The sequence below is a fragment of the Mycobacteriales bacterium genome (assembly GCA_035504215.1).
Lineage (GTDB): Bacteria > Actinomycetota > Actinomycetes > JAFAQI01 > JAFAQI01 > DATAUK01.
Genome location: DATJSI010000079.1, coordinates 1 through 20,767, shown reverse-complemented (window position 1 = coordinate 20,767; position 20,767 = coordinate 1). Strand labels below are relative to the sequence as shown.

Annotated in this window: 23 protein-coding genes and 1 tRNA gene; 21 read left to right on the top strand and 3 right to left on the bottom strand. The window is 69.9% G+C overall.

Annotation, left to right across the window (positions count from 1 at the left end; translation table 11 throughout):
* Positions 1-161 precede the first annotated feature (161 nt).
* Positions 162-587, bottom strand: a complete 426-nt coding sequence (locus tag VME70_09600; protein HTW20450.1) for an SsgA family sporulation/cell division regulator — start codon at positions 585-587, stop codon at positions 162-164.
* A 133-nt stretch (positions 588-720) separates the two neighbouring features.
* On the opposite strand from VME70_09600, the gene VME70_09595 reads away from it, so the two are divergent.
* The 6 genes from VME70_09595 to VME70_09570 all read left to right on the top strand — a co-directional run bounded on the left by VME70_09595 (position 721) and on the right by VME70_09570 (position 5,100).
* Positions 721-792: transfer RNA gene (locus VME70_09595), tRNA-Val, on the top strand.
* 61 nt (positions 793-853) lie between these two features.
* Positions 854-1,441 carry a DinB family protein gene (locus VME70_09590; protein HTW20449.1) on the top strand — a complete coding sequence of 196 codons (588 nt, stop codon included), beginning with the start codon at positions 854-856 and terminating at the stop codon, positions 1,439-1,441.
* A 161-nt stretch (positions 1,442-1,602) separates the two neighbouring features.
* Positions 1,603-1,857 carry a hypothetical protein gene (locus tag VME70_09585; GenBank protein ID HTW20448.1) on the top strand — a complete coding sequence of 85 codons (255 nt, stop codon included), beginning with the start codon at positions 1,603-1,605 and terminating at the stop codon, positions 1,855-1,857.
* A gap of 56 nt (positions 1,858-1,913) precedes the next feature.
* Complete coding sequence (gene thrS, locus VME70_09580) at positions 1,914-3,929, top strand: threonine--tRNA ligase (GenBank protein HTW20447.1); 2,016 nt, start codon at positions 1,914-1,916, stop codon at positions 3,927-3,929.
* Positions 3,930-4,008: 79 nt separating this feature from the next.
* A complete protein-coding gene (locus tag VME70_09575) occupies positions 4,009-4,503 on the top strand; it encodes an HIT domain-containing protein (protein ID HTW20446.1) in 495 nt (164 codons plus the stop codon).
* A 15-nt stretch (positions 4,504-4,518) separates the two neighbouring features.
* A complete protein-coding gene (locus tag VME70_09570; protein HTW20445.1) occupies positions 4,519-5,100 on the top strand; it encodes a dihydrofolate reductase family protein in 582 nt (193 codons plus the stop codon).
* A gap of 26 nt (positions 5,101-5,126) precedes the next feature.
* On the opposite strand, the gene VME70_09565 is transcribed toward VME70_09570, so the two are convergent.
* Complete coding sequence (locus VME70_09565; protein HTW20444.1) at positions 5,127-5,480, bottom strand: GlsB/YeaQ/YmgE family stress response membrane protein; 354 nt, start codon at positions 5,478-5,480, stop codon at positions 5,127-5,129.
* Between the two features lie 35 nt (positions 5,481-5,515).
* Entirely contained in the window at positions 5,516-7,663 is a 2,148-nt protein-coding gene (locus VME70_09560) for an elongation factor G-like protein EF-G2 (GenBank protein ID HTW20443.1), read from the bottom strand.
* A gap of 179 nt (positions 7,664-7,842) precedes the next feature.
* On the opposite strand from VME70_09560, the gene VME70_09555 reads away from it, so the two are divergent.
* From VME70_09555 to VME70_09485, 15 genes are all read left to right on the top strand, one after another.
* Positions 7,843-8,484 carry a CDP-alcohol phosphatidyltransferase family protein gene (locus tag VME70_09555; GenBank protein HTW20442.1) on the top strand — a complete coding sequence of 214 codons (642 nt, stop codon included), beginning with the start codon at positions 7,843-7,845 and terminating at the stop codon, positions 8,482-8,484.
* Positions 8,481-9,398 (top strand): phosphatidylinositol mannoside acyltransferase, encoded by a 918-nt coding sequence (locus VME70_09550; protein HTW20441.1) that lies wholly within the window; start codon positions 8,481-8,483, stop codon positions 9,396-9,398. The genes VME70_09555 and VME70_09550 overlap by 4 nt, the downstream gene beginning before the upstream one ends.
* Positions 9,399-10,553: a glycosyltransferase family 4 protein gene (locus VME70_09545; protein HTW20440.1), complete on the top strand. Its 1,155-nt coding sequence runs from the start codon at positions 9,399-9,401 to the stop codon at positions 10,551-10,553. It abuts the gene before it with no gap.
* 10 nt (positions 10,554-10,563) lie between these two features.
* Positions 10,564-11,121, top strand: a complete 558-nt coding sequence (locus VME70_09540; GenBank protein ID HTW20439.1) for an NUDIX hydrolase — start codon at positions 10,564-10,566, stop codon at positions 11,119-11,121.
* Positions 11,118-12,011 (top strand): pyridoxal 5'-phosphate synthase lyase subunit PdxS, encoded by an 894-nt coding sequence (pdxS, locus tag VME70_09535; protein ID HTW20438.1) that lies wholly within the window; start codon positions 11,118-11,120, stop codon positions 12,009-12,011. The genes VME70_09540 and pdxS overlap by 4 nt, the downstream gene beginning before the upstream one ends.
* Positions 12,012-12,053: 42 nt before the next feature.
* On the top strand, positions 12,054-12,653 hold the full coding sequence (gene pdxT, locus VME70_09530; GenBank protein ID HTW20437.1) for a pyridoxal 5'-phosphate synthase glutaminase subunit PdxT: 600 nt from the start codon (positions 12,054-12,056) through the stop codon (positions 12,651-12,653).
* The gene (locus VME70_09525; protein HTW20436.1) at positions 12,650-13,405 is read left to right on the top strand and encodes a YebC/PmpR family DNA-binding transcriptional regulator; all 756 of its coding nucleotides are present in this window, start codon (positions 12,650-12,652) and stop codon (positions 13,403-13,405) included. Before pdxT ends, VME70_09525 begins: the two co-directional genes overlap by 4 nt.
* A gap of 120 nt (positions 13,406-13,525) precedes the next feature.
* On the top strand, positions 13,526-14,083 hold the full coding sequence (gene ruvC / locus VME70_09520; GenBank protein HTW20435.1) for a crossover junction endodeoxyribonuclease RuvC: 558 nt from the start codon (positions 13,526-13,528) through the stop codon (positions 14,081-14,083).
* Positions 14,080-14,703, top strand: coding sequence for a Holliday junction branch migration protein RuvA (gene ruvA / locus VME70_09515; GenBank protein HTW20434.1), 624 nt, complete (start codon positions 14,080-14,082; stop codon positions 14,701-14,703). The genes ruvC and ruvA overlap by 4 nt, the downstream gene beginning before the upstream one ends.
* Positions 14,700-15,812: a Holliday junction branch migration DNA helicase RuvB gene (ruvB, locus tag VME70_09510; GenBank protein ID HTW20433.1), complete on the top strand. Its 1,113-nt coding sequence runs from the start codon at positions 14,700-14,702 to the stop codon at positions 15,810-15,812. Before ruvA ends, ruvB begins: the two co-directional genes overlap by 4 nt.
* 59 nt (positions 15,813-15,871) lie before the next feature.
* Positions 15,872-16,345 (top strand): preprotein translocase subunit YajC, encoded by a 474-nt coding sequence (gene yajC / locus VME70_09505; protein ID HTW20432.1) that lies wholly within the window; start codon positions 15,872-15,874, stop codon positions 16,343-16,345.
* Between the two features lie 49 nt (positions 16,346-16,394).
* Positions 16,395-18,281 carry a protein translocase subunit SecD gene (secD, locus tag VME70_09500; GenBank protein ID HTW20431.1) on the top strand — a complete coding sequence of 629 codons (1,887 nt, stop codon included), beginning with the start codon at positions 16,395-16,397 and terminating at the stop codon, positions 18,279-18,281.
* A gap of 3 nt (positions 18,282-18,284) precedes the next feature.
* Entirely contained in the window at positions 18,285-19,529 is a 1,245-nt protein-coding gene (gene secF, locus VME70_09495; GenBank protein HTW20430.1) for a protein translocase subunit SecF, read from the top strand.
* Positions 19,526-20,059 (top strand): adenine phosphoribosyltransferase, encoded by a 534-nt coding sequence (locus VME70_09490; GenBank protein ID HTW20429.1) that lies wholly within the window; start codon positions 19,526-19,528, stop codon positions 20,057-20,059. Before secF ends, VME70_09490 begins: the two co-directional genes overlap by 4 nt.
* 106 nt (positions 20,060-20,165) lie before the next feature.
* Positions 20,166-20,767: HD domain-containing protein (locus VME70_09485; protein HTW20428.1), on the top strand; the 602-nt coding region annotated here is incomplete at its 3' end.

Sequence of the window (20,767 nt, the reverse complement as noted above, 5' to 3'; positions counted from 1 at the left end):
GTGCGCGAGGCGACCTGGCGGTTCTCGCCGGCGACCACGAAGCGGACCTGGTCGCACATCTCGGCGCGGCGTCCGTGACCGCAACGGTGGTCGGCGGCGCGCAGAGCGCGAGCGGGTAGGGCGAGTCGGCCCGGAGGGTCGCTGATCGGTGCGGCGGGTGGCTAGTCGCCGGTGAGCAGCAGCTCGAGCTCGGCGTCGAGGTCGATGAAGTTGCTCTCGCCGCCCGGCGGCACCATGGTGTAGGTCTGGCTGAGGAAGCCCTTGATGGGCCCGGGCGACGCGCTGAAGATCGCCTGCCCGGACGGGCTGGACAGGGACAGGCACACGCCGTGGCCGTCGGAGCGGTCTTCGGTCGGCCACACCCGCACATCGCCGTCGCCGGTGGGCCGGGTCACGCCGTCGCTGAGCAGCTGGCGGGCGAAAGTCCATTCGACGACGTCGTCGGAGCCGGCATGGAAGGCCACCCGGACGGCGTACGGGTCGTCGGGACGGTAGGCGAGATCGGCACGCACCGGGCGGTCCGAGCCGTCCGGACCCAGCATCCGGAGCACCAACCTCGCCCGCGCCGTGTCGGGGTGGATGTTCATGCCGATCCGCCCGCCTTCACCGTTGTCGATCTTTCTCGCGTTGTCCCCCGGAACGGCCAGCAGTAACCGGAATCGGAAACCGGGTTGTGGGGGGTGGCAGGCTAGAGTTGCCGCGGCCACTGCGACTGGCTCAGGGCGATTGGCTCAGTGGTAGAGCGCCTCGTTCACACCGAGGAGGTCACTGGTTCGAACCCAGTATCGCCCACAGTGTCCGTTTCTTCCGGTCGGTGTTCCTGGGGTCGGTGCCTCGCCGTACAGTCCGAATCATGACCACCGCCGCCGGCGACGCCGCCCTCAAGGGCGATCTCGCGCACTACCTGCATCAGACCCACGGCGCGGTCCTGCGTGGGCTGGACGGCCTGAGCGAGTACGACGCCCGGCGGCCCCTGACACCGAGCGGGTCGAACATCCTCGGGATCGTCAAGCATCTGGCCAGCGTCGAAGCCGGTTACCTCGGAGACTGCCTGGGGCGACCGTTCCCGACACCACTGCCCTGGGTCGAGGACGGCTCGATCTGGGAAGGCGCCGATATGTGGGCCACCGCTGAGCAGTCCCGCGACTTCATCGTCGGGCTCTATCGCGAGGTCTGGGCACACTCCGATGCCTCGATCGCCGAGCTCGCGCTGGACGCACCGGCCGAGGTGCCCTGGTGGCCGGCCGAGCGGCGAGACACCACGATGGGCCACCTGCTGGTCCGGGTCATCGCGGAGACCGGCCAGCATGCCGGCCACATCGACATCCTCCGGGAGAGCATCGACGGGCGGGGCGGGCCGGATGCCGACCAGCTCAGCCCAGAGCAGTGGGGCGAGTACGTCGCGCAGATCCAGGCGGCGGCCGACCGGTTCCGGGTCTGATCGGGGAGCGGTGCGGCATTTGGGTGAGCTGTCCCGATCTGTCCCCCGGATGACGTGGCAGGATGCGACCGTTTGGCCGATGCGAGGCGGTGGTGGGTCGGGTAAGTCTGGTGCCGGGGTAGATCGCCCAGGTGCCGGGCGATAGCAGCAAGGGGACAGGTGTGGCGGCAAGGCTCGGTGCGGGGGCGATTCACGACGAGGTCGTGACCGATGACGGCCGGGTGATCCGGGTGCGCTTCGAGCGCTGCCCGGCCGGGTGGCAGGCGGCGTTCGAGCTCAGTCATCCGGACGTCGGCGACCTGGTCGTCACCCATCGCCTGGTCGCAGAGACGCTCGGCTCGGCCAAGGCGATGGTGCCGGCCGCAGTGGCGTTTCTGGTCGGCCGCCCGGTCGACGAACCCGCCGGCTCTTCCTGACCCCGCGCCCGGAGTCGCGCACTATTTCGATTGAGGCCGCTCGATAGCCTTGATCCATGTCTGACATCCGCCTCACGGTCGACGGTTCGCCTCGCGTTGTGCCGGCGGGTCAGACGACGGCGAGGATCTTCAAGGACGCGAAGATCGAGGGGGTCGTCGTACGCGTCAACGAAGAGGCGCTGCGCGATCTGGCCTTCGTTCCGGAGGACGGTGACGTCCTCGAGTCGGTGCCGATCGACTCGCCGGAGGGCCTGAACGTGCTTCGGCACTCCAGCGCGCACGTGATGGCACAGGCCGTGCAGGAGCTGTTCCCGAGCGCGAAGCTCGGCATCGGCCCGCCGATCACCAACGGCTTCTACTACGACTTCGACGTCGACACGCCGTTCAGCCCCGAGGACCTCGAGCAGATCGAGGAGCGCATGCGCGCGATCATCGCCGAGGGGCAGCACTTCGTGCGGCGGGTCGTCTCCGATGACGAGGCGCGCAGCGAGCTCGCCGACGAGCCCTACAAGCTCGAGCTGATCGGCCTCAAGGGATCCGCTGCCGATGCCGCAGAAGGCGCCGATGTCGAGGTCGGCGGCGCCGAGCTGACGATCTACGACAACCGGCATCCCGACGGCTCGCTGGCGTGGAAGGACCTCTGCCGCGGACCACACCTCCCGACCACCGCCATGATCCCGGCGATGAAGCTGATGCGCTCGGCCGCGGCGTACTGGCGGGGGAGCGAGAAGAACCCACAGCTGCAGCGGATCTACGGCACCGCTTGGCCGTCCGAAGGCGATCTCGAGCAGCACCTGTACCTGCTCGCGGAGGCCGAGAAGCGCGACCACCGCCGGCTCGGCGCCGAGCTCGACCTGTTCTCGTTCCCGGACGAGATCGGTTCCGGCCTGGTCGTCTTCCACCCCAAGGGCGGCGTGATCAAACGCGTGATGGAGGACTACGTCCGCCAGCGCCACATCGAGGAAGGCTTCCTGTACGTCGGGTCGCCGCACATCTCCAAGCAGGGCCTGTTCGAGACCAGCGGGCACCTGCCGTACTACGCCGACACGATGTTCCCGCCGATGGAGATGGAGGGCAGCTCGTACTACCTCAAGGCGATGAACTGCCCGATGCACAACCTGATCTACCGGTCGCGCGGCCGCTCGTACCGCGAGCTGCCGATGCGGTTGTTCGAGTTCGGGACGGTCTACCGCTTCGAGAAGTCTGGCGTCGTGCACGGGCTCACCCGCGTGCGCGGACTGACCCAGGACGACTCGCACTCCTACTGCACTCCCGAGCAGGCGCCGGCCGAGATCAAGCACCTGCTCAACTTCGTGCTCAGCCTGCTCAAGGACTTCGGGCTCGACGACTTCTATCTCGAGCTGTCGACCCGCGATCCGGGTTCGGACAAGTTCATCGGCAGCGAAGAAGAGTGGGAGACCGCGACCAAGATCCTCGAGCAGGTCGCAGCGGACAGCGAGCTGACCCTCGTGCTCGATCCCGGCGGTGCGGCGTTCTACGGACCGAAGATCTCGGTGCAGGCGCGGGACGCGATCGGGCGAACCTGGCAGATGTCGACCATCCAGTACGACTTCAACCAGCCGGCGCGGTTCGGGCTGGAGTACCAGGGCGACGACGGCCAGCGCCATCAGCCGGTGATGATCCACTCGGCCAAGTTCGGGTCGATCGAGCGGTTCTTCGGCGTACTGGTCGAGCACTACGCGGGCGCGTTCCCGGCCTGGCTCGCTCCGGTGCAGGTGATGGGCATCCCGATCCGTAGCGACAACATCCCGTACCTGGAACAGGTCGCTGAGCGGTTGCGCGGCGAGGGCATCAGGGTCGAGATCGACGAGAGCGACGACCGGATGCAGAAGAAGATCCTTCGCGCGCAGCAGCAGAAGGTGCCGTTCATGTTCGTCGCCGGCCCGCGGGATGTCGAGGCGGGAGCGGTGTCTGTGCGGTATCGCAACGGGATCGAGCGCCGAGGCGTGCCGGTCGACGACGCGATCATCGAGGTGTCGCGCAACATCGCGTCCCGGCAGGTCGAGCCGGACGCGCTGAACCCGGACGAGCTGATCGTCGCGACCTCGTGACGGCTGGGGAAGCGCAGCGGTGACCGACGCCGTCGAGCAGGACGGCGTCGGCGCGCCGGACGGCTGGCAGCGGTTGTGGATGCCGGAGCGGATGGCCTACATCCGCGGTGAGGGCAAGGAGGACGGCTGCGCGTTCTGCCGGATTCCGGCTCTGAGCGACGAGGACGGGCTGATCGTCGCGCGTGGCGAAACGGCGTACGTCGTCCTCAACCTCTATCCGTACAACTCGGGGCATGTGATGGCGGTGCCGTTCCGGCACGTGGCCGACTACCCGGACCTGACGCCGGCGGAGACCGCGGACGTCGCGACCTTGACGAAGACGGCGATGCAGGTGCTGCGCACCGTCAGTGGCGCGCAGGGCTTCAACCTCGGGATGAACCAGGGCGTCGTTGCCGGCGCCGGCATCGCCGAGCACATCCACCAGCACGTCGTTCCCCGCTGGGGCGGCGACACCAACTTCATGCCCGTGGTCGCGCGGACAAAGGTGCTGCCGCAGCTGCTGCACGAGACCCGCGACCTGCTCGCGGCGGCATGGCCCGGTCGCCCCACCGATGGCCCATCGCTGGGGCGATAGCACCACCAATGGGCCATGCGTGGCACGCTGCGGGTGGATGCCGACCCGGAGGTGGTGAGCGTGCGCAAGGTTGTTGCGTATGAGCTGCTGTCGCTCGACGGTGTCGCCGAGGGTCCGGATCGGTTCATCACCGAATGGGACGACGCCATGGCGGCGAACCTTGCCGCGGTCATCGCGGCGCAGGATGCGGTGATCCTCGGCCGGCGCAGCTATGACGAGTGGGCGGAGTTCTGGCCGGGCAGCGAGATCCAGCCGTTCTCCCGCTTCATCAACGACGTGGCGAAGTACGTCGTGACGTCGACCCCGCTCACACCGGAGTGGGCGAACACAAGCGTGATCGACGGCGACGTCGTGGCGTTCGTGCGGGAGCTGAAGGACGGGGACGGCGGGGACATCGGGGTGCACGCGAGCATCTCGATCGTGCAAGCACTGCTCGCCGGGGGCGCCGTCGACGAGCTCAGGCTGGTCGTCGCGCCGGCGATCGCCGGCAGCGGGCGACGGCTCTTTGACGGATTGCCGCCGATCCACCTCGAAGCGATGCGCGCCGTCGCTTCACCGAGCGGCCACCTGCTGGCCGACTACCGGGTGACTCGGTAGCCGCGCGCGAAGGAGCCCGCGCTCGACTAGATGTCGAGGATCTTGTGGTGGGTGACGGTGATCGGCCGGTTCCGGTGGGTGCCCGACCAGGCGAGTACGGCGACGGTGGCGACGCCGATCTCGATCAGCAGGGTCGCGAAGCGGTGATGGTGCCAACCCCACACGCCGTCGCCGATGGCGCCGCCGATCAGTGAGCCGATCCACCCGCAGACGATCGTTGCCAGGATGCTGATGTTCTGCCGGCCGGGAATGATCAGCCGGGCGAGACCGCCGAGGAAGATGCCGACAATCGCGGTCCAGACCACCCAGCTGATGGCCGCACCGATGATCGGCAGCAGCACGAAGAGCACGACCAGCGCGACGAAGACCCAAAGGATCATGGGTCCAGGGTAAGCCCGCCCAGGTGAGAGTCGGCTTAACTCTCGTTCGCGGCGGTCACCTTCGCGGCGAGGTGCGACGGCATCGGCTCGTAGCGCAGGTGCTTGCGGCTGAACGTCGCCGTACCGTGGGAGATCGAGCGCAGGTCGATCGCGTAGCGCGTGACCTCGACCTCCGGCACCTCGGCGCGCACCAGCGAGCGGCCGTTGCCGACCGACTCCGTGCCCGTGACGCGCCCGCGGCGGGTGGACAAATCGCTCATGACCGCGCCGACGTAGTCGTCGGCGACCAGCACCGAGATCTCCAGCATCGGCTCGAGCAGGGTGAAGTTGCCCTTCTCGGCCGCATCCCGGAGCGCGAGCCCGCCGGCCAGCTGGAAGGCCATGTCGGAGGAGTCGACCGAGTGCGCCTTGCCGTCCTTCAACGTCGCCCGGATGTCGACCACGGGGTAGCCGGCGAGCACGCCGCGCTCCATCTGCGCCTTGATGCCCTTCTCGACCGACGGGATGAACTGGTTCGGAACCGAGCCGCCGTAGATCTTGTCGACGAACTCGAAGCCGCCGCCGGACGGCAGCGGTTCGAACTCGACGTCGCACACCGCAAACTGGCCGTGGCCGCCGGACTGCTTCACGTGCCGCCCGTGTCCAGCGGCCGCAGCGGACATCGTCTCGCGCAGCGGGACGCGGAGCGGCACCTGCTCGACCTCGACGCCGTACTTGGTCTTCAGCCGGTCGACGAGCACCTCGGCGTGCGCCTCGCCCATGCACCAGAGCACGAGCTGCGCGGTCTCGACGTTGCGCTCCAGTCGAACCGTCGGCTCCTCGGCCACGATCCGCTGCAGGCCGGTGGACAGCTTGTCCTCGTCGGCCTTGCTCTTCGCCGCGATGGCGACCGGCAGCAGCGGCTCGGGCATCTCCCACGGGGCGACGAGAAGCGGATCTTCCTTGCTCGACAGCGTGTCGCCGGTCTCGGCGCGGGACAGCTTGGCGATCGCGACGATGTCGCCGGCCATGGCATCGCTGATCGGCCGAAGGTGCTTGCCGAGCGGGCTCGACAGCGCGCCGACCTTCTCGTCCACGTCATGGTCCTCGTGACCGCGGTCGGCGAGCCCGTGGCCCGAGACATGCACCGTCGCGTCCGGGTGCAGGGTTCCGGAGAAGACCCGCACCAACGAGATCCGGCCGACGTACGGGTCGGTCGTCGTCTTCACGATCTCGGCGCACAGCCGGCCGCCGGGATCGCAGCTCAACGGCTCGACCGACGAGCCGTCCGGGCGGGTGACCGCCGGCAGCGGGTGCTCGAGCGGTGACGGGAAGCCGTTGACCAGGACCTCGAGCAGCTCCTCCATGCCGATCCCGGTGCCGGCGCAAGCGGCGAGGACGGGGTAGAAGCTGCCGCGCGACACCGCGGTCTCGAGGTCTTCGATCAGCACCTTGATGTCGATGTCCTCGCCCTCGAGGTAGCGGTCCATCAGCGTCTCGTCCTCGGACTCGGCGATGATGCCCTCGATCAGCGCGTTACGCCGTTCCTCGATCAGCGGCAGGTGCTCGGCGTCAGGATCGCGCTGGACCCGGCTTCCGCTTGAGTAGTCGTACACCTGCTGGGACAGCAGGCCGATCAGGCCGGCGATGGTCTCCTCGTCGGCGTGCAGCGGGAGATACAGCGGCAGGACGTTGTCGCCGAAGGCCTGCTGGCAGGCGGCAAGGGTCGCGTCGAAGTCCGCACGCGGCGAGTCGAGCCGGGTGATGACGACGGCGCGCGGCATGCCGACCCCTGCGCACTCGTCCCAGATCATGCGGGTGGTTCCGTCAATGCCGTCCGCGGAGCTGACGACGAACAGCGCGGCATCGGCGGCGCGCAGACCGGCGCGCAGGTCGCCGGTGAAGTCGGCGTACCCCGGCGAGTCGAGCAGGTTGACCTTCACGCCGTCGTGCTCGAACGGTGCGAGCGCCAGGCTGATCGAGCGCTGCTGGCGGGCTTCGGCCTCGTCGAAGTCGGTGACCGTTGTGCCGTCCTCGACCCGCCCGGCCCGGGGGATCGTCCCGGTCGCGACGAGGAGGGCCTCGACGAGTGCGGTCTTGCCCGCTCCCGAGTGGCCGACGAGCACGATGTTGCGGATCCGTCCGGGCTCGGCGGCCGTGGGTGCCCTGCCGGCGGCTCCCGAGGTACTCGACTTGTCGGCCATGGCTGCCTCCTCGTGGGATCTGCCGGCGGCTGCGCCGCACGGCGCTTCGTGCCACCCTGCACCCGCGCCGGTGCCGAGGACAAGCCCCTGAACGGATCCGATTGACGGGGGCCGAAGGGCCCGGCTCGGTATCCTCGGCGCAAATGCTCGGCATTCACGCGCGACCGCAGATCAACCGCGTGGTTGAGCCGATAGCGCAACGACTCGCCAAGATGGGCGTCACCCCCGACGCGCTCACCATCATCGGCACGATCGGGGTGTCGGGTGGCGCGCTCGGCTTCTATCCGCGCGGCCAGTTCCTGGTCGGCACCCTGGTCATCACCGCGTTCGTTTTCAGCGACCTGATGGACGGCGCGGTCGCTCGCGTGCGCGGCAGCAGTGGCCCGTGGGGCGCGTTCCTCGACTCGACCCTGGACCGGGTCGGCGACGGTGCGGTGTTCGGCGCGCTCGCCCTCTACTACGCGGGGCGCGGCAACAGCGAGACGCTGTGCGCGGTCGCGCTCTACGACCTGGTCGCGGGGGTCGTCACGTCGTACTCGAAGGCGCGCGCGGAGAGCCTCGGGATGCCGTGCAATGTCGGCATCGCGGAGCGCTCGGAGCGGCTGATCGCGGTGCTCGTACTGACCGGCTTCTCCGGCATCTTCGGGCTGAACCTGCTGCGCGCGATCGCGCTGTGGGGGCTGGCGGTGGCGACGACCATCACAGTGATCCAGCGCGTGGTTGAGGTACGCCGGCAGTCCCGGCTGCTGATGGCTCCGGCCGCTGATTCCGTCGCCGTGGAGCCGTCCCCGCCGCCGCCGGCGCACCAGACGCGGACATGAACGACTCGTTCGCCGACGCGGCCTACGCAGCGGGCTGGTCGGTGGTCCGCGGGATGCCCGAGTGGATGGCGCGTGCGCAGTTCGACGCCGTGGCCGACGGGATCTGGTTCCGGGGCGGCAAGGGGGTGCGCCGGCTACAGAGCAACCTCGCGCGCGTCGTCCCCGACGCGTCGCCGTACGAACTGCGGTTGCTCACCCGGGACGGGTTGCGTTCCTACATGCGCTACTGGTGCGAGGTCTTCCAGCTTCCGAGGATGACCACCGACCAGATCCTGCGCCGGGTCGAGGTCACCGGTGACCCGCTGCTGCGGGCGGCGGTCGCAGCCGGCAACGGCATGATCCTGTCCCTTCCGCACATGGGGAACTGGGACATGGCGGGCGCCTGGCTGACCGGCACCGGGGTGCCGTTCACGACGGTGATGGAGCGGCTGAAGCCGGAGTCGCTGTTCACACGCTTCGTGGAGTTCCGCGAGTCGATCGGCATGGAGGTACTCCCGCTCACGGGTGGCGAGAAGCCGCCCTACGCGGTGCTCGCCGAGCGGTTGCGCGCCGGCGGAGCGCTCTGCCTGCTCGGTGACCGCGACCTCACCTCGACCGGGATCGACGTCGACTTCTTCGGCGCCACCGCACGGATGCCGGCCGGTCCGGCTGCGCTCGCACACGACACCGGCGCTGCGCTGCTGCCGGTGACGCTCGCCAACGCCGGGCGTTGGCGCTGGGACTTCCGCATCCACGACCAGGTGCACGTGCCCGAGGCCGGGACGCGGGGCGAGAAGATCAGCGAGATGACCCAACAGGTCGCGTGCGTGTTCGAGCGCGAGATCGCCCGCCGCCCCCAGGACTGGCACATGCTGCAGCGGGTGTGGGTGTCCGATCTCGACCCGCGGCGGCAACCGAGCCGGCCGGCGGCCTAGATGCGCGTCGGGCTGGTCTCGCCGTACCCGTGGGATGTCCCGGGCGGAGTGGTCGCACACATCTCCGACCTCGCCGAAGCCCTGGTCGCGCGCGGGCACGACGTGGCTGTCATCACCCCGGTCGACGACGACGAGCTGCCGTTGCCGAGCTACGTGACGCGCGCCGGGCACAGTGTGCCGATTCCCTACAACGGGTCGGTGTCGAGGCTGTTGCTCGGACCGGTCAGTGCAGCGCGGGTGCGGCGCTGGCTGCACGACGGCGACTTCGACGTGCTGCACGTGCACTCACCCGAGACCTTCTCGTTGTCGTTGCTCGCGCTGGGCAACGCGCGCGGGCCGATCGTCGCGACGTTCCACGCCGCGAACCCGAAGTCGCGCATCCTGTCGATCCTGCAGAACCCGTTGCAGGTCTACCTCGAGAAGCTGTCCGGGGCGATCGCCGTGTCGCCCGCGGCCCGCAAGACGATCGTCGACCATCTCGGTGGCGACGCGGTCGTCGTACCCAACGGCGTACACATCGCGAAGTACGCCGGAGCCGTGCCGTTTCCCGGCTGGCCGGGTGACGGCGGCGCGATCGGCTTCATCGGTCGCGTCGACGAGCCACGCAAGGGGCTCGATGTGCTGCTCGCGGCGTGGCCGGCGATCCGCCGCGAGCATCCGGCGGCGCGCCTGCTCGTGGCCGGTCCCGGACGGTTGAACGATGCGGCCGACGGACTGACGTTTCTCGGCCGGGTCAGCGACGCCGACAAGGCTCGTCTGCTCGCCTCCGTCGACCTGTTCGCCGCGCCCAACACCGGCGGGGAGAGCTTCGGCATCGTCCTGCTCGAGGCGATGGCCGGCGGAGCCCCGATCGTCGCCAGCAACCTGGCAGCGTTCTCGCGCGTGCTCGACGACGGTGCGCTCGGGGTGCTCGCCGAGGTGGGTGATCCGGTGTCGCTCGCGGCCGCGTGCTCGGCCCTGCTGTCAGCACCGCAATACCGTGACGAGCTGCGCACCGCAGCCCGCCATGCGGTCGCTCGCTACGACTGGTCGGTGGTCTCCGGCGAGGTGCTGCGCGTCTACGAGACCGCGATCGCCGTGTCGACCGGCCGGGTTGCCGAGGAGCCGGAAGTCGTCGACGTCACCGCGCTCTCCGAGGGTTTCCAGCCGCTGTAGCGTCAGGTAGGTGTTGCTGAGCTACGCCATCGCGGTGGCGGCGATCCTCGCTTGGATCGCGCTCTATCTCTATTGGACCGCGATCCGGCTCGACCAGCTGCACGCCCGGGTCGACGCCGCCGCCGGAGCGCTCGAGGCGCAGCTGCGGCGCAGAGGTACGACGGCGGCTGAGTTTGCCGCCTCGGCTCCACTCCCCGCCGATGTCGTGGGCGGGCTGCGGCACTCCATCGTCGCCGCCGCGCAGGTCGTCGGCCTCGGCTCCGATCGCGAGCTGGCGGAGACCGAGGTCACGCGTGCGCTGTTCCGGGCCGCCGACGCGCTCGCCGGCCGGCTGGGTACCGCGGCCGAGATCACGACCGAGATGCACGACGAGGCGCTGCGCGCGTCATTCGCCCGCCGGTTCTACAACGACACCGTCCGGGACGCTCTCGTCGTACGCGACCGGCGGCTGGTTCGCTGGCTTCGGCTGGCCGGCCACGCGCCGCACCCGGCGTACTTCGAGATGGAGGACGCCGAGCTCCCGATGGTCACGATCTCCTTTGCGTCCAGGCCTACGATTGGGGCATGACTGAGGGACAGGCGACCGGGACGGCGCGCGTCAAGCGCGGGATGGCGGAGATGCTCAAGGGCGGCGTGATCATGGACGTCGTCACCCCCGAGCAGGCGAAGATCGCCGAGGACGCCGGAGCGGTCGCGGTCATGGCGCTCGAGCGGGTCCCGGCCGACATCCGCGCCGAGGGCGGCGTGTCACGGATGAGCGACCCGGACATGATCGACGGGATCATTGCGGCCGTCTCGATCCCGGTGATGGCAAAGGCGCGGATCGGCCACTTTGTCGAGGCGCAGGTCCTGCAGGCGCTCGGCGTCGACTACATCGACGAGTCCGAGGTGCTCACCCCGGCCGACTACACGAACCACATCGACAAGTGGTCCTTCACCGTGCCGTTCGTGTGCGGCGCGACCAACCTCGGTGAAGCACTGCGCCGGATCGCCGAGGGCGCGGCCATGATCCGGTCCAAGGGCGAGGCCGGCACCGGCGACGTCTCCAACGCGGTCACCCACATGCGCTCGATCCGCGGCGAGCTGCGCCGGCTCGGCTCGATGAGCGAGGACGAGCTGTACGTCGCGGCGAAGGAGCTGCAGGCGCCGTACGAGCTGGTGCGCGAGGTCGCGGAGACCGGCACCCTTCCGGTGGTCCTGTTCACCGCCGGCGGCATCGCGACGCCCTCGGATGCCGCGATGATGATGCAGCTCGGCGCGGACGGGGTCTTCGTCGGCAGCGGGATCTTCAAGTCCGGCAACCCCGCCGCTCGGGCGCGCGCGATTGTGCAGGCGACCACCATGTTCGACGACGCCGACGTGGTCGCGAAGGTCAGCCGCGGGCTCGGCGAGGCCATGGTCGGCATCAACGTCGACGAGCTGCCGGCCGACCACCGGCTGGCACAGCGCGGCTGGTAGCCACGCGGGGCACCGTGCCCCGCTGCCGCAGGGACCGAGCTGATGAATGAGGAACGTTCGCCGCGCGTCGGCGTGCTGGCGCTGCAGGGCGACGTTCGCGAGCACCTCGCGGCGCTGCGGGCGGCTGAGGCCGACGCGGTCGCGGTACGCCGGCCGGCCGAGCTCGACGACCTCGACGGGATCATCATTCCGGGCGGGGAGTCGACGACGATCGGCAAGCTGCTGGTCATCTTCGAGCTGTTCGAGCCGTTGCGGAAGCGGATCGGCGAGGGCTTTCCGGCATACGGCTCGTGCGCCGGCATGATCCTCCTGGCCGACCGCGTGCTCGATGCGACCGCCGACCAGGTGGAGCTCGGCGGCATCGACATGACGGTACGCCGCAACGCCTTCGGCCGTCAGGTCGACTCGTTCGAGGCGGCAGTGCCGATCGACGGCGTGGGGGAGTTCGACGCGGTCTTCATCCGGGCACCATGGGCGGAGCAGGTGGGAGACGACGTCACCGTGCTCGGGCGCAGCGCGGATAGGATTGTCGCGGTCCGGCAGGGATCGCTGCTCGCGACGTCGTTCCATCCCGAGCTGACCGGCGACCCCCGCATCCATGAGCTGTTCGTTCGGATGGTCAAGGAGCACCAGACACATTGAGTGGGCATTCCAAATGGGCGACGACCAAGCACAAGAAGTCGGTCGTCGACGCCCGGCGGGGGAAGCTGTTCGCCAAGCTGATCAAGAACGTCGAGGTGGCCGCGCGCACCGGCGGCGGTGACCCGGCCGGCAACCCGACGCTTGCCGATGCGATCGCGAAGGCGAAAGGCAACTCGGTCCCGAACGACAACATCGACCGTGCGGTCCGGCGCGGCGCCGGCATCGACGCGGGCGGCGCCGACTACGAAGCGATCACCTACGAGGGGTATGGGCCGGGTGGCGTTGCCGTCCTCGTCGAGTGCCTGACCGACAACCGCAACCGTGCCGCCTCCGAGGTGCGCACGGCGCTCACCCGCAACGGCGGATCGCTCGCCGATCCGGGGAGCGTGGCCTACCTGTTCGCCCGCAAGGGTGTCGTGATCGTCCCGAAGGCGAGCGGCGTCACGGAGGACGACGTGCTCGGCGCGGTGCTCGAGTCCGGTGCGGAAGAGGTCAACGACCTCGGCGAGGACTTCGAGGTGATCAGCGAGGCGACCGACCTGCCGGCCGTGCGCGAGGCGCTCGACGCGGCATCGATCGGCTACGACTCCGCCGAGCTGGCGTTCCTGCCCTCGGTGTCGGTGCCGCTCGACGACGAGACGGGGCGCAAGGTGCTGCGGCTGGTCGACGCGCTCGAGGAGAGCGACGACGTGCAGAACGTCTGGGCGAACTTCGACGTGAGCGACGACATCCTCGAGTCCGAGTCCGCGTAGCGCCGAATCGCCCCGACGGCGAGTCGGTCCGGGACCTGGTCGGTCGATCGCCGTACGCTTCCGAACACACGTTCGGAAACGGCGCCCTGCCGGTGCGCCGGCGAAGGAGAGTCTTCCGCGATGCGCGTCCTCGGCGTCGACCCCGGCCTGACCCGTTGTGGTCTCGGGGTGGTCGACGGGCAGGCTGGCCGGCGCCTGCACGCCGTGGCCTACGACGTGGTCCGGACGCCCGCGCATGACGACATTGCCGAGCGACTGCTTACCCTCGAGCGGGAGATCGGCGCGTGGATTGATGCCTACCGACCCGAGGTCGTGGCCGTCGAGCGGGTGTTCAGCCAGCACAACGTGCGCACCGTCATGGGCACCGCGCAGGCGGCCGCGGTCGCGCTCACGACCGCCGCGCGTGCCGGCGTGCGGGTCGGGCTGCACACCCCGAGCGAGGTGAAGGCCGCCGTGACCGGGTCCGGGCGGGCGGACAAGGCACAGATCGGGACGATGGTGACGCGGCTGCTCTCGCTCTCCTCGGCGCCGCGTCCGGCGGACACCGCCGACGCCCTCGCGCTGGCGATCTGCCACATCTGGCGCGGCAGCGCGCTCGCCCGCCTCGACGCCGAGGCCGCCGGCCACGACCGGCGCGGCGGCGCTCGGCCGCGGAGCCGGAAGGCGGTGCTGCGGTGATCGCCTCCGTCTCGGGCACCGTGATCGCGACGACCGGCGAAACGGCGGTGATCGAGGTGGGCGGGGTCGGCCTCGCGGTGCACTGCACGCCGGCCACGCTGGCCACGCTGCGGACCGGTACGCCGGCCCGGCTCGCCACCAGCCTGGTGGTGCGCGAGGACTCGTTGACGCTGTTCGGCTTCGCCACCGACGACGAGCGTGCGGTGTTCGAGATCCTGCAGGGCGTGACCGGGGTCGGCCCGCGACTCGCACAGGCCGTGCTCGCCGCGCACTCGCCGGACGCGGTGCGCTCGGCCGTTGCGACCGAGGACGTCGGGGCGCTGATGCTCGTCAACGGCATCGGGCGCAAGGGAGCGCAGCGTCTCGTCCTGGAGCTCAAGGACAAGCTCGGCCAGGCGACGACCGCGGCCACGGTGGTGCGCCTGCCGGGGCGGGCCGGGCCGGGCGCGTGGCGCGACCAGCTGCGTTCCGCGTTGCTCGGGTTGGGCTGGAGCAGCCGCGAGGTCGATGACGCTCTCGTCGCGGTCGGGCCCGAGGCGGAGGCGGCCCAAGCGGTCGGCGATGATCCGGACGTCGCCGTACTACTCCGCTCGTGCTTGCAGATGCTGAGCCGGGCATGACGCGGGAGGGCAACCTGGTGTCGGCGGTCGCCGACGATGACGACGACGTCGTCGACGCGGCTCTGCGTCCGAAGCGGCTGGCCGACTTCGTCGGGCAGGAGCGGCTGCGCGAGCAGCTCTCACTGATCCTGGACGCGGCGAAGCGGCGCGAGCGGGTGCCGGACCACGTCCTGCTGGCCGGCTCGCCGGGACTCGGCAAGACCACGCTGGCGATGATCATCGCCGCGGAGCTCGGTGCGCCGCTGCGGATCACCAGCGGGCCTGCGATCGAGCGTGCGGGCGACCTGGCCGCGTTGCTGTCCACCCTCGCGGAGGGCGAGGTGCTGTTCCTCGACGAGATCCATCGGATGGCCCGCCCGGCCGAGGAGATGCTTTACGTCGCGATGGAGGACTTCCGGGTCGACGTCGTGGTGGGCAAGGGCCCGGGCGCGACCGCGATCCCGCTCGACGTCGCGCCGTTCACGCTGGTCGGCGCCACTACCCGGGCCGGCATGCTGCCCGGTCCGCTACGGGACCGGTTCGGCTTCGTGGCGCGCCTGGACTTCTACTCCGCCGGCGAGCTCGAGCGGGTGCTCACGCGGAGCGCGGCGCTGCTGGGCGTCGACCTGACGCCGGACGCGGCGGAGGAGATCGGCGGGCGGGCCCGTGGGACGCCGCGGATCGCCAACCGCCTGCTGCGCCGCGTTCGGGACTACGCCGAAGTGCGCGCGGACGGACGGATCACTCGTGAGATCGCCCGGGCGGCGCTCGAGGTCTACGACGTCGACGAGCTCGGCCTGGACCGGCTCGACCATGCCGTGCTCGACGCCCTGCTTCGGCGCTTCGGGGGCGGTCCGGTCGGCCTCACCACGCTCGCGGTGGCGGTCGCCGAGGAGTCGGAGACGATCGAGACCGTCGCTGAGCCGTTCCTGGTCCGGGCCGGGCTGCTGGTCCGGACGCCCAGAGGGCGGGTGGCGACCCCGGCGGCGTGGGCGCATCTCGGCCTGGCACCGCCCGCTACGGCGAGTGCGCCGAGCCTGTTCGACGTCGACGACCCGGGGGTCATGGTCGATCTCACCGAAGGGGATTCAGCGGTGTTGGGCGCGCAAACCGGTGACACCGGCACGTAGACTCGTTGCCGCTGTCCGGCCCGTGCCGCGACGCCCCTGACGATGGAGGACCGAATCCGGTGCACGTGAGTCATACGACGCTGGGCACCATCCTGGCCGCGACGTCGAAGAGCAGTGGCAGCAGCAGCGGGTTGTCCCTCATCATCCTGGTCGCGATCTTCGGACTCGCGTACTTCCTGTTCATCCGCCCGGCCAGGAACCGACAGCGCCAAGCCGCCCAGCAGCGCCGCAAGGTCGATGTCGGTGACGAGGTGACGACGACGGCGGGGCTGATCGCGACCGTCGTGGCGGTCGGTGACGACGAGCTCACGCTCGAGGTCGCGCCCGGCGTCCAATGTCGCTACCTGCCGGCCGCGATCCTGCGCGTCAACACCCCCGAGCCCGAGCCGTCGGCCGAGGGCCCGGATGCCTCGACCCACGAGGTGATCGAGGACCCCGACGCCACGGCGCACGACGCCGGTGCCGAGTCGGACGACCCGCCAAGCCCTGCCGAGCCGGCCGACGACATCCCCGACGAGTCGGCGTCCGCGTAGCCCTGCGCGCTGACCGCGCCGCGACGCACAACCTGGAAGGCAGATCTCTGTGGCAGCACCGGTGAAGCAAAGGCCGTTACGGACCCTTGCCGTGACCGGCGTGGCGCTGGTGGGGCTCTACCTCGGAGTGTTCCTCGGCCCGACCCAGACACCGCACCTTGGCCTCGACCTGCGCGGCGGCACCGAGATCACGCTGACCGCGCACCCGATCGGCAACGGCAAGGTGACCAAGAGTGCGCTGAACCAGGCGGTCAACATCATCCGCCAGCGCGCCAACGGCGCCGGCGTCTCGAACGCCAGCGTGAACACCCAGGGCAGCGACAACATCGTCGTACAGGTGCCGGGCAAGGGCCACTCGGTGCTCAAGCAGGTCGGCCAGACCGCGCTGCTGAGGTTCCGGCAGGTGCTGCAGTTCGGGAGTGCGACGCCGACCCCGACCACCTCGGCGACGCCGTCGGCGTCTCCTAGCTCGAGCAAGTCCTCCGGCACGCACACCAAGAAGCACAGCAAGCACGGCACGTCGGGCAAGCACTCGACGAAGTCCAAGCCGCACAGCTCGCCCACATCGACACCGAGCAGCTCGAAGTCGTCGAGCGGTGACGCCGTGTCGTCGGTGCTGAAGAAGCACAAGGGCAAGTCGTCGCCGAGCCCGTCGTCGACGCCGAGCGCAACGTCGACGCCGACCGCCACGGTTTCTCCGACTCCGACGCCGACCAGCACCGCGGGGCTCACGCCGACCGGGCTGGTCAACACGCCGCTCCCGGGTAGCCAGTCGCCGACGTTGTCGGCCGCGTTCACCAAGTCGTTCACCAACTGGAACTGCGCGAAGCACCCGAACCCGACGAACGGCGACGACAACCCGAACGACTACATCATCGCGTGCGACACCAGCGGCGCACTCGGCGAGAAGTACCTGCTCGCACCGGCCGCGGTCGAAGGCACCCAGGTGAGCGGCGCCTCCAGCGGGCTCAGCAACACGAGCTCCTGGCAGGTCAACCTGACGTTCAACAGCAGCGGTTCCTCGGCCTGGTTCAACGTGACCAAGAAGGCGTACGAGACCAGCACGGGCGGCGCGAACAATGACAGCACCTGCACACCGCCGAAGGGCTGTAACGCCGTGGCGATCGTCCTCGACGGGGTCGTGCAGTCGGCGCCCACCATCCAGGACGACGGCATTCCCGGCGGCTCCGCGCAGATCACGGGAAGCTTCTCCCAGTCCCAGGCGAACAACCTGGCCAACATCCTCAAGTACGGCGCGCTGCCGCTGAAGTTCGACCCGTCCGACGTCCAGTCGGTCTCGGCGTCGCTCGGCAGCCAACAGCTGCACGGCGGGCTGATCGCCGGCATCATCGGCCTCGCGCTCGTGATCCTGTTCTCGCTGCTGTACTACCGGGCGTTGGGCCTGGTCACGGTCGGCAGCCTCGCGGTTTCCGGCCTGATCCTCTACGCCGTCACGACGTTGCTCGGCCAGTCGTCGGTGCACTACACCCTGTCGCTTCCGGGCATCGCCGGCTTCATCGTCGCGGTCGGCATCACCGCCGACTCGTTCGTGGTCTTCTTCGAACGACTACGCGACGAGATCCGGGAAGGCAGACGGTTGCGCAGCGCGGTCGAACGCGCCTGGCCGCGGGCCAGACGCACGATTCTCTCGGCCGACACCGTGTCCCTGCTGGCCGCCGTGGTCCTCTACCTGGTCTCGATCGGCGACGTACGAGGCTTCGCCTTCACCCTGGGCATGTCGACGTTGTCCGACCTGTTCATCGTCTTCTTCTTCACCAAGCCGCTTCTGACCCTGCTCTCGCGCCGACCTGCCTTCGACTCCGGCAAGGCATGGACCGGGATCGGCCGGGAGCGGATCGGGGTCACCCGTGACGAGGCGGACGAGCCGCCGACACGACCGAGCCGCCGGTCCCGAACGAACCCGACGGAGGCCTGAGCGATGGCCCGCACTCGCGACTCGCTCGCCACCCGCCTGTATCGCGGTGAGGTCTCGTACGACTTCATCGGGCACCGCCGGCGGTGGTACGCGATGTCCGGCGTGGTCATGCTGGTCGGCATCATCAGCCTCGCGATCCGCGGGCTGAACCCGTCGATCGACTTCAGCGGTGGTGCGCAGTTCCAGGGCCCGCTGCACGGGCACACGGTGACCCAGCTGCGCAGCGTGGTGTCCGCGCAGGGTGTCAATCCCGACGTCGTCGTGGTCACCGGCAGTGGGGCGGCGCAGCGCTTCGACGTCCAGACCAAGACACTGACCATCAACCAGACCACGAACGTGTCGAACGCGCTGGCCAAAGAGGTCGGTGTCAACGTCAACAGCCTGGACATCACGACGGTCGGGTCGACGTGGGGAAGCCAGATCACCCACAAGGCGATCCTCGGCCTGGTCATCTTCCTGGTCGCGGTCATCATCTATCTGTCCGTGCGCTTCGAGTGGAAGATGGCCCTCGCGGCGATCATCGCGCTGCTGCACGACCTCATCGTCACGGCAGGGGTCTATTCGCTGTCCGGCTTGCAGGTCAGCCCATCGACCGTGATCGCGTTGCTGACGATCCTCGGTTACTCGCTCTACGACACCGTGGTCGTCTTCGACAAGGTCCGCGAGAACACCGCCAGCATTGCGGGCGGCAGCCGGATGACGTTCAGCCAGGCCGCGAACCTCGCCGTCAACCAGACCCTGGTCCGGTCGATCAACACCTCGGTCATCGCGTTGCTGCCGGTGATCGGATTGCTCGTCATCGGCGCTGGGCTGCTCGGTGCCGGATCGTTGAACGACCTGTCGCTCGCGCTGCTGATCGGTCTGGCGTCCGGCGCGTACTCCTCGATCTTCATCGCGACCCCGCTGCTCTGCGAGTTCAAGGAGCGCGAGTCGACCTACCAGCAGCTGGCCAAGCGGGTCGCCAGTCGGCAGGCGAAGGAAGCCCGCGACGTGGCCGGGCTCACACCGGCAACGGTGGGTGCGCCGGTCCGAGCGGCACAGCCGGCTCGGCCCGCCGCCGAGGTACGGCCGGAGGAGCCATCGCAGCCCTACGGCGACGATGACGACGACGTCGACGCCGCCGTACCCTCGCAGCCGCCGCGCACGGGTGCGCCGCCGCGTGCCGGCGCCCGCCCGCAAGGCCAGCGGCGTACCGGCCGGGGGTCGCGGCCGGGTGGCCGCGGCAACCGCTCGCGCAAACGCCGGTGAGCCCGCTCGACCTCGACGCCCTGTTGCGGTCGAGGGTCCGCGACATCGCGGACTTCCCGGATCCCGGGATCGCGTTCAAGGACATCACGCCGTTGCTCGCCGACCACACGGCCTTCGCTGCCGTGATCGACGCGATCGTCGTACACCATGGCCGCGGGACGATCGACAAGGTGGTCGGCATCGAGGCACGGGGCTTCATCCTTGCCGCGCCGGTCGCCTACCACTTCGGGGCCGGGTTCGTCCCGATGCGCAAGGCCGGCAAGCTGCCCGGCCCGACGTTTGCCGAGTCCTACGCGCTGGAGTACGGCGAGGCAACCATCGAGGTGCACAAGGACGCCTTCGACCCGGGGGACCGGGTGCTGATCGTCGACGACGTGCTGGCGACCGGCGGCACGGCCGCCGCGGCGTCCCGGCTGGTCGAGCGCGCCGGCGGCGTCGTCGCCGGCTGCAGCGTCCTGGTCGAGCTGGGCGCGCTCGGGGCCAGGAAGCGGCTCACCGACCTCGACGTCCACGCGCTGCTCACGTACTAGCCGCGGGCGTCGGTCGCACGGACGGCGGGGCGCGCCGCGTCGGCGGGAACGCCGGGCACGCTGAGATCGTTAGACTGGGAAAGCGAGTCTCACGAAGGGCTGATGCGTGACGAGCGACGTCGTTCCGGTAGCGGATGACGTCCTGCCCGCTGCCCAGACCCCGACCGCCGAGCCCGCCGCGGGCGCCCGGGTGCGAGCCCGGCTCGGTCGGCTCGCCGGGTCGAAGGACGCCCCGCCGCCCGAGCTCGAGCCGCTGCTGAAGGTCCTGCGCGCGAACCACCCCAAGGCCGATGCCCGGCTCGTGATCCGGGCCTACGAGGTCGCGGAGCGCTGCCACCGGGGCCAGCAGCGCCGCAGCGGTGAGCCCTACATCACCCATCCGCTCGCCGCGGCGACGATCGTCGCGGAGCTCGGCATGGAGGCGCCGACGCTGTGCGCCGCGCTCCTGCACGACACCGTTGAGGACACCGCCCTCTCGATCGCCGAGGTCACGCGCGACTTCGGCGAGGAGGTCGCCCGGCTGGTCGACGGGGTGACCAAGCTCGACAAGGTCCGCTACGGCGACTCGGCCGAGGCCGAGACGATCCGCAAGATGGTCGTCGCGATGGCCCGCGACCCCAAGGTCCTGATCGTCAAGCTCGCCGACCGCCTGCACAACATCCGCACCGTGTCATGGCTGCCGCCGGACAAACAGCAGCGGATGGCCAA

Bases quoted from the DNA above. Each gene is read 5' to 3' on its own strand.
- VME70_09600 (HTW20450.1), bottom strand. From the start codon at position 587: ATGAACATCCACCCCGACACGGCGCGGGCGAGGTTGGTGCTCCGGATG.
- VME70_09590 (HTW20449.1), top strand. From the start codon at position 854: ATGACCACCGCCGCCGGCGACGCCGCCCTCAAGGGCGATCTCGCGCAC.
- thrS (HTW20447.1), top strand. From the start codon at position 1,914: ATGTCTGACATCCGCCTCACGGTCGACGGTTCGCCTCGCGTTGTGCCG.
- VME70_09575 (HTW20446.1), top strand. From the start codon at position 4,009: ATGCCGGAGCGGATGGCCTACATCCGCGGTGAGGGCAAGGAGGACGGC.
- VME70_09570 (HTW20445.1), top strand. From the start codon at position 4,519: ATGCGTGGCACGCTGCGGGTGGATGCCGACCCGGAGGTGGTGAGCGTG.
- VME70_09565 (HTW20444.1), bottom strand. From the start codon at position 5,480: ATGATCCTTTGGGTCTTCGTCGCGCTGGTCGTGCTCTTCGTGCTGCTG.
- VME70_09560 (HTW20443.1), bottom strand. From the start codon at position 7,663: ATGGCCGACAAGTCGAGTACCTCGGGAGCCGCCGGCAGGGCACCCACG.
- VME70_09550 (HTW20441.1), top strand. From the start codon at position 8,481: ATGAACGACTCGTTCGCCGACGCGGCCTACGCAGCGGGCTGGTCGGTG.
- VME70_09545 (HTW20440.1), top strand. From the start codon at position 9,399: ATGCGCGTCGGGCTGGTCTCGCCGTACCCGTGGGATGTCCCGGGCGGA.
- pdxS (HTW20438.1), top strand. From the start codon at position 11,118: ATGACTGAGGGACAGGCGACCGGGACGGCGCGCGTCAAGCGCGGGATG.
- pdxT (HTW20437.1), top strand. From the start codon at position 12,054: ATGAATGAGGAACGTTCGCCGCGCGTCGGCGTGCTGGCGCTGCAGGGC.
- ruvC (HTW20435.1), top strand. From the start codon at position 13,526: ATGCGCGTCCTCGGCGTCGACCCCGGCCTGACCCGTTGTGGTCTCGGG.
- ruvB (HTW20433.1), top strand. From the start codon at position 14,700: ATGACGCGGGAGGGCAACCTGGTGTCGGCGGTCGCCGACGATGACGAC.
- secF (HTW20430.1), top strand. From the start codon at position 18,285: ATGGCCCGCACTCGCGACTCGCTCGCCACCCGCCTGTATCGCGGTGAG.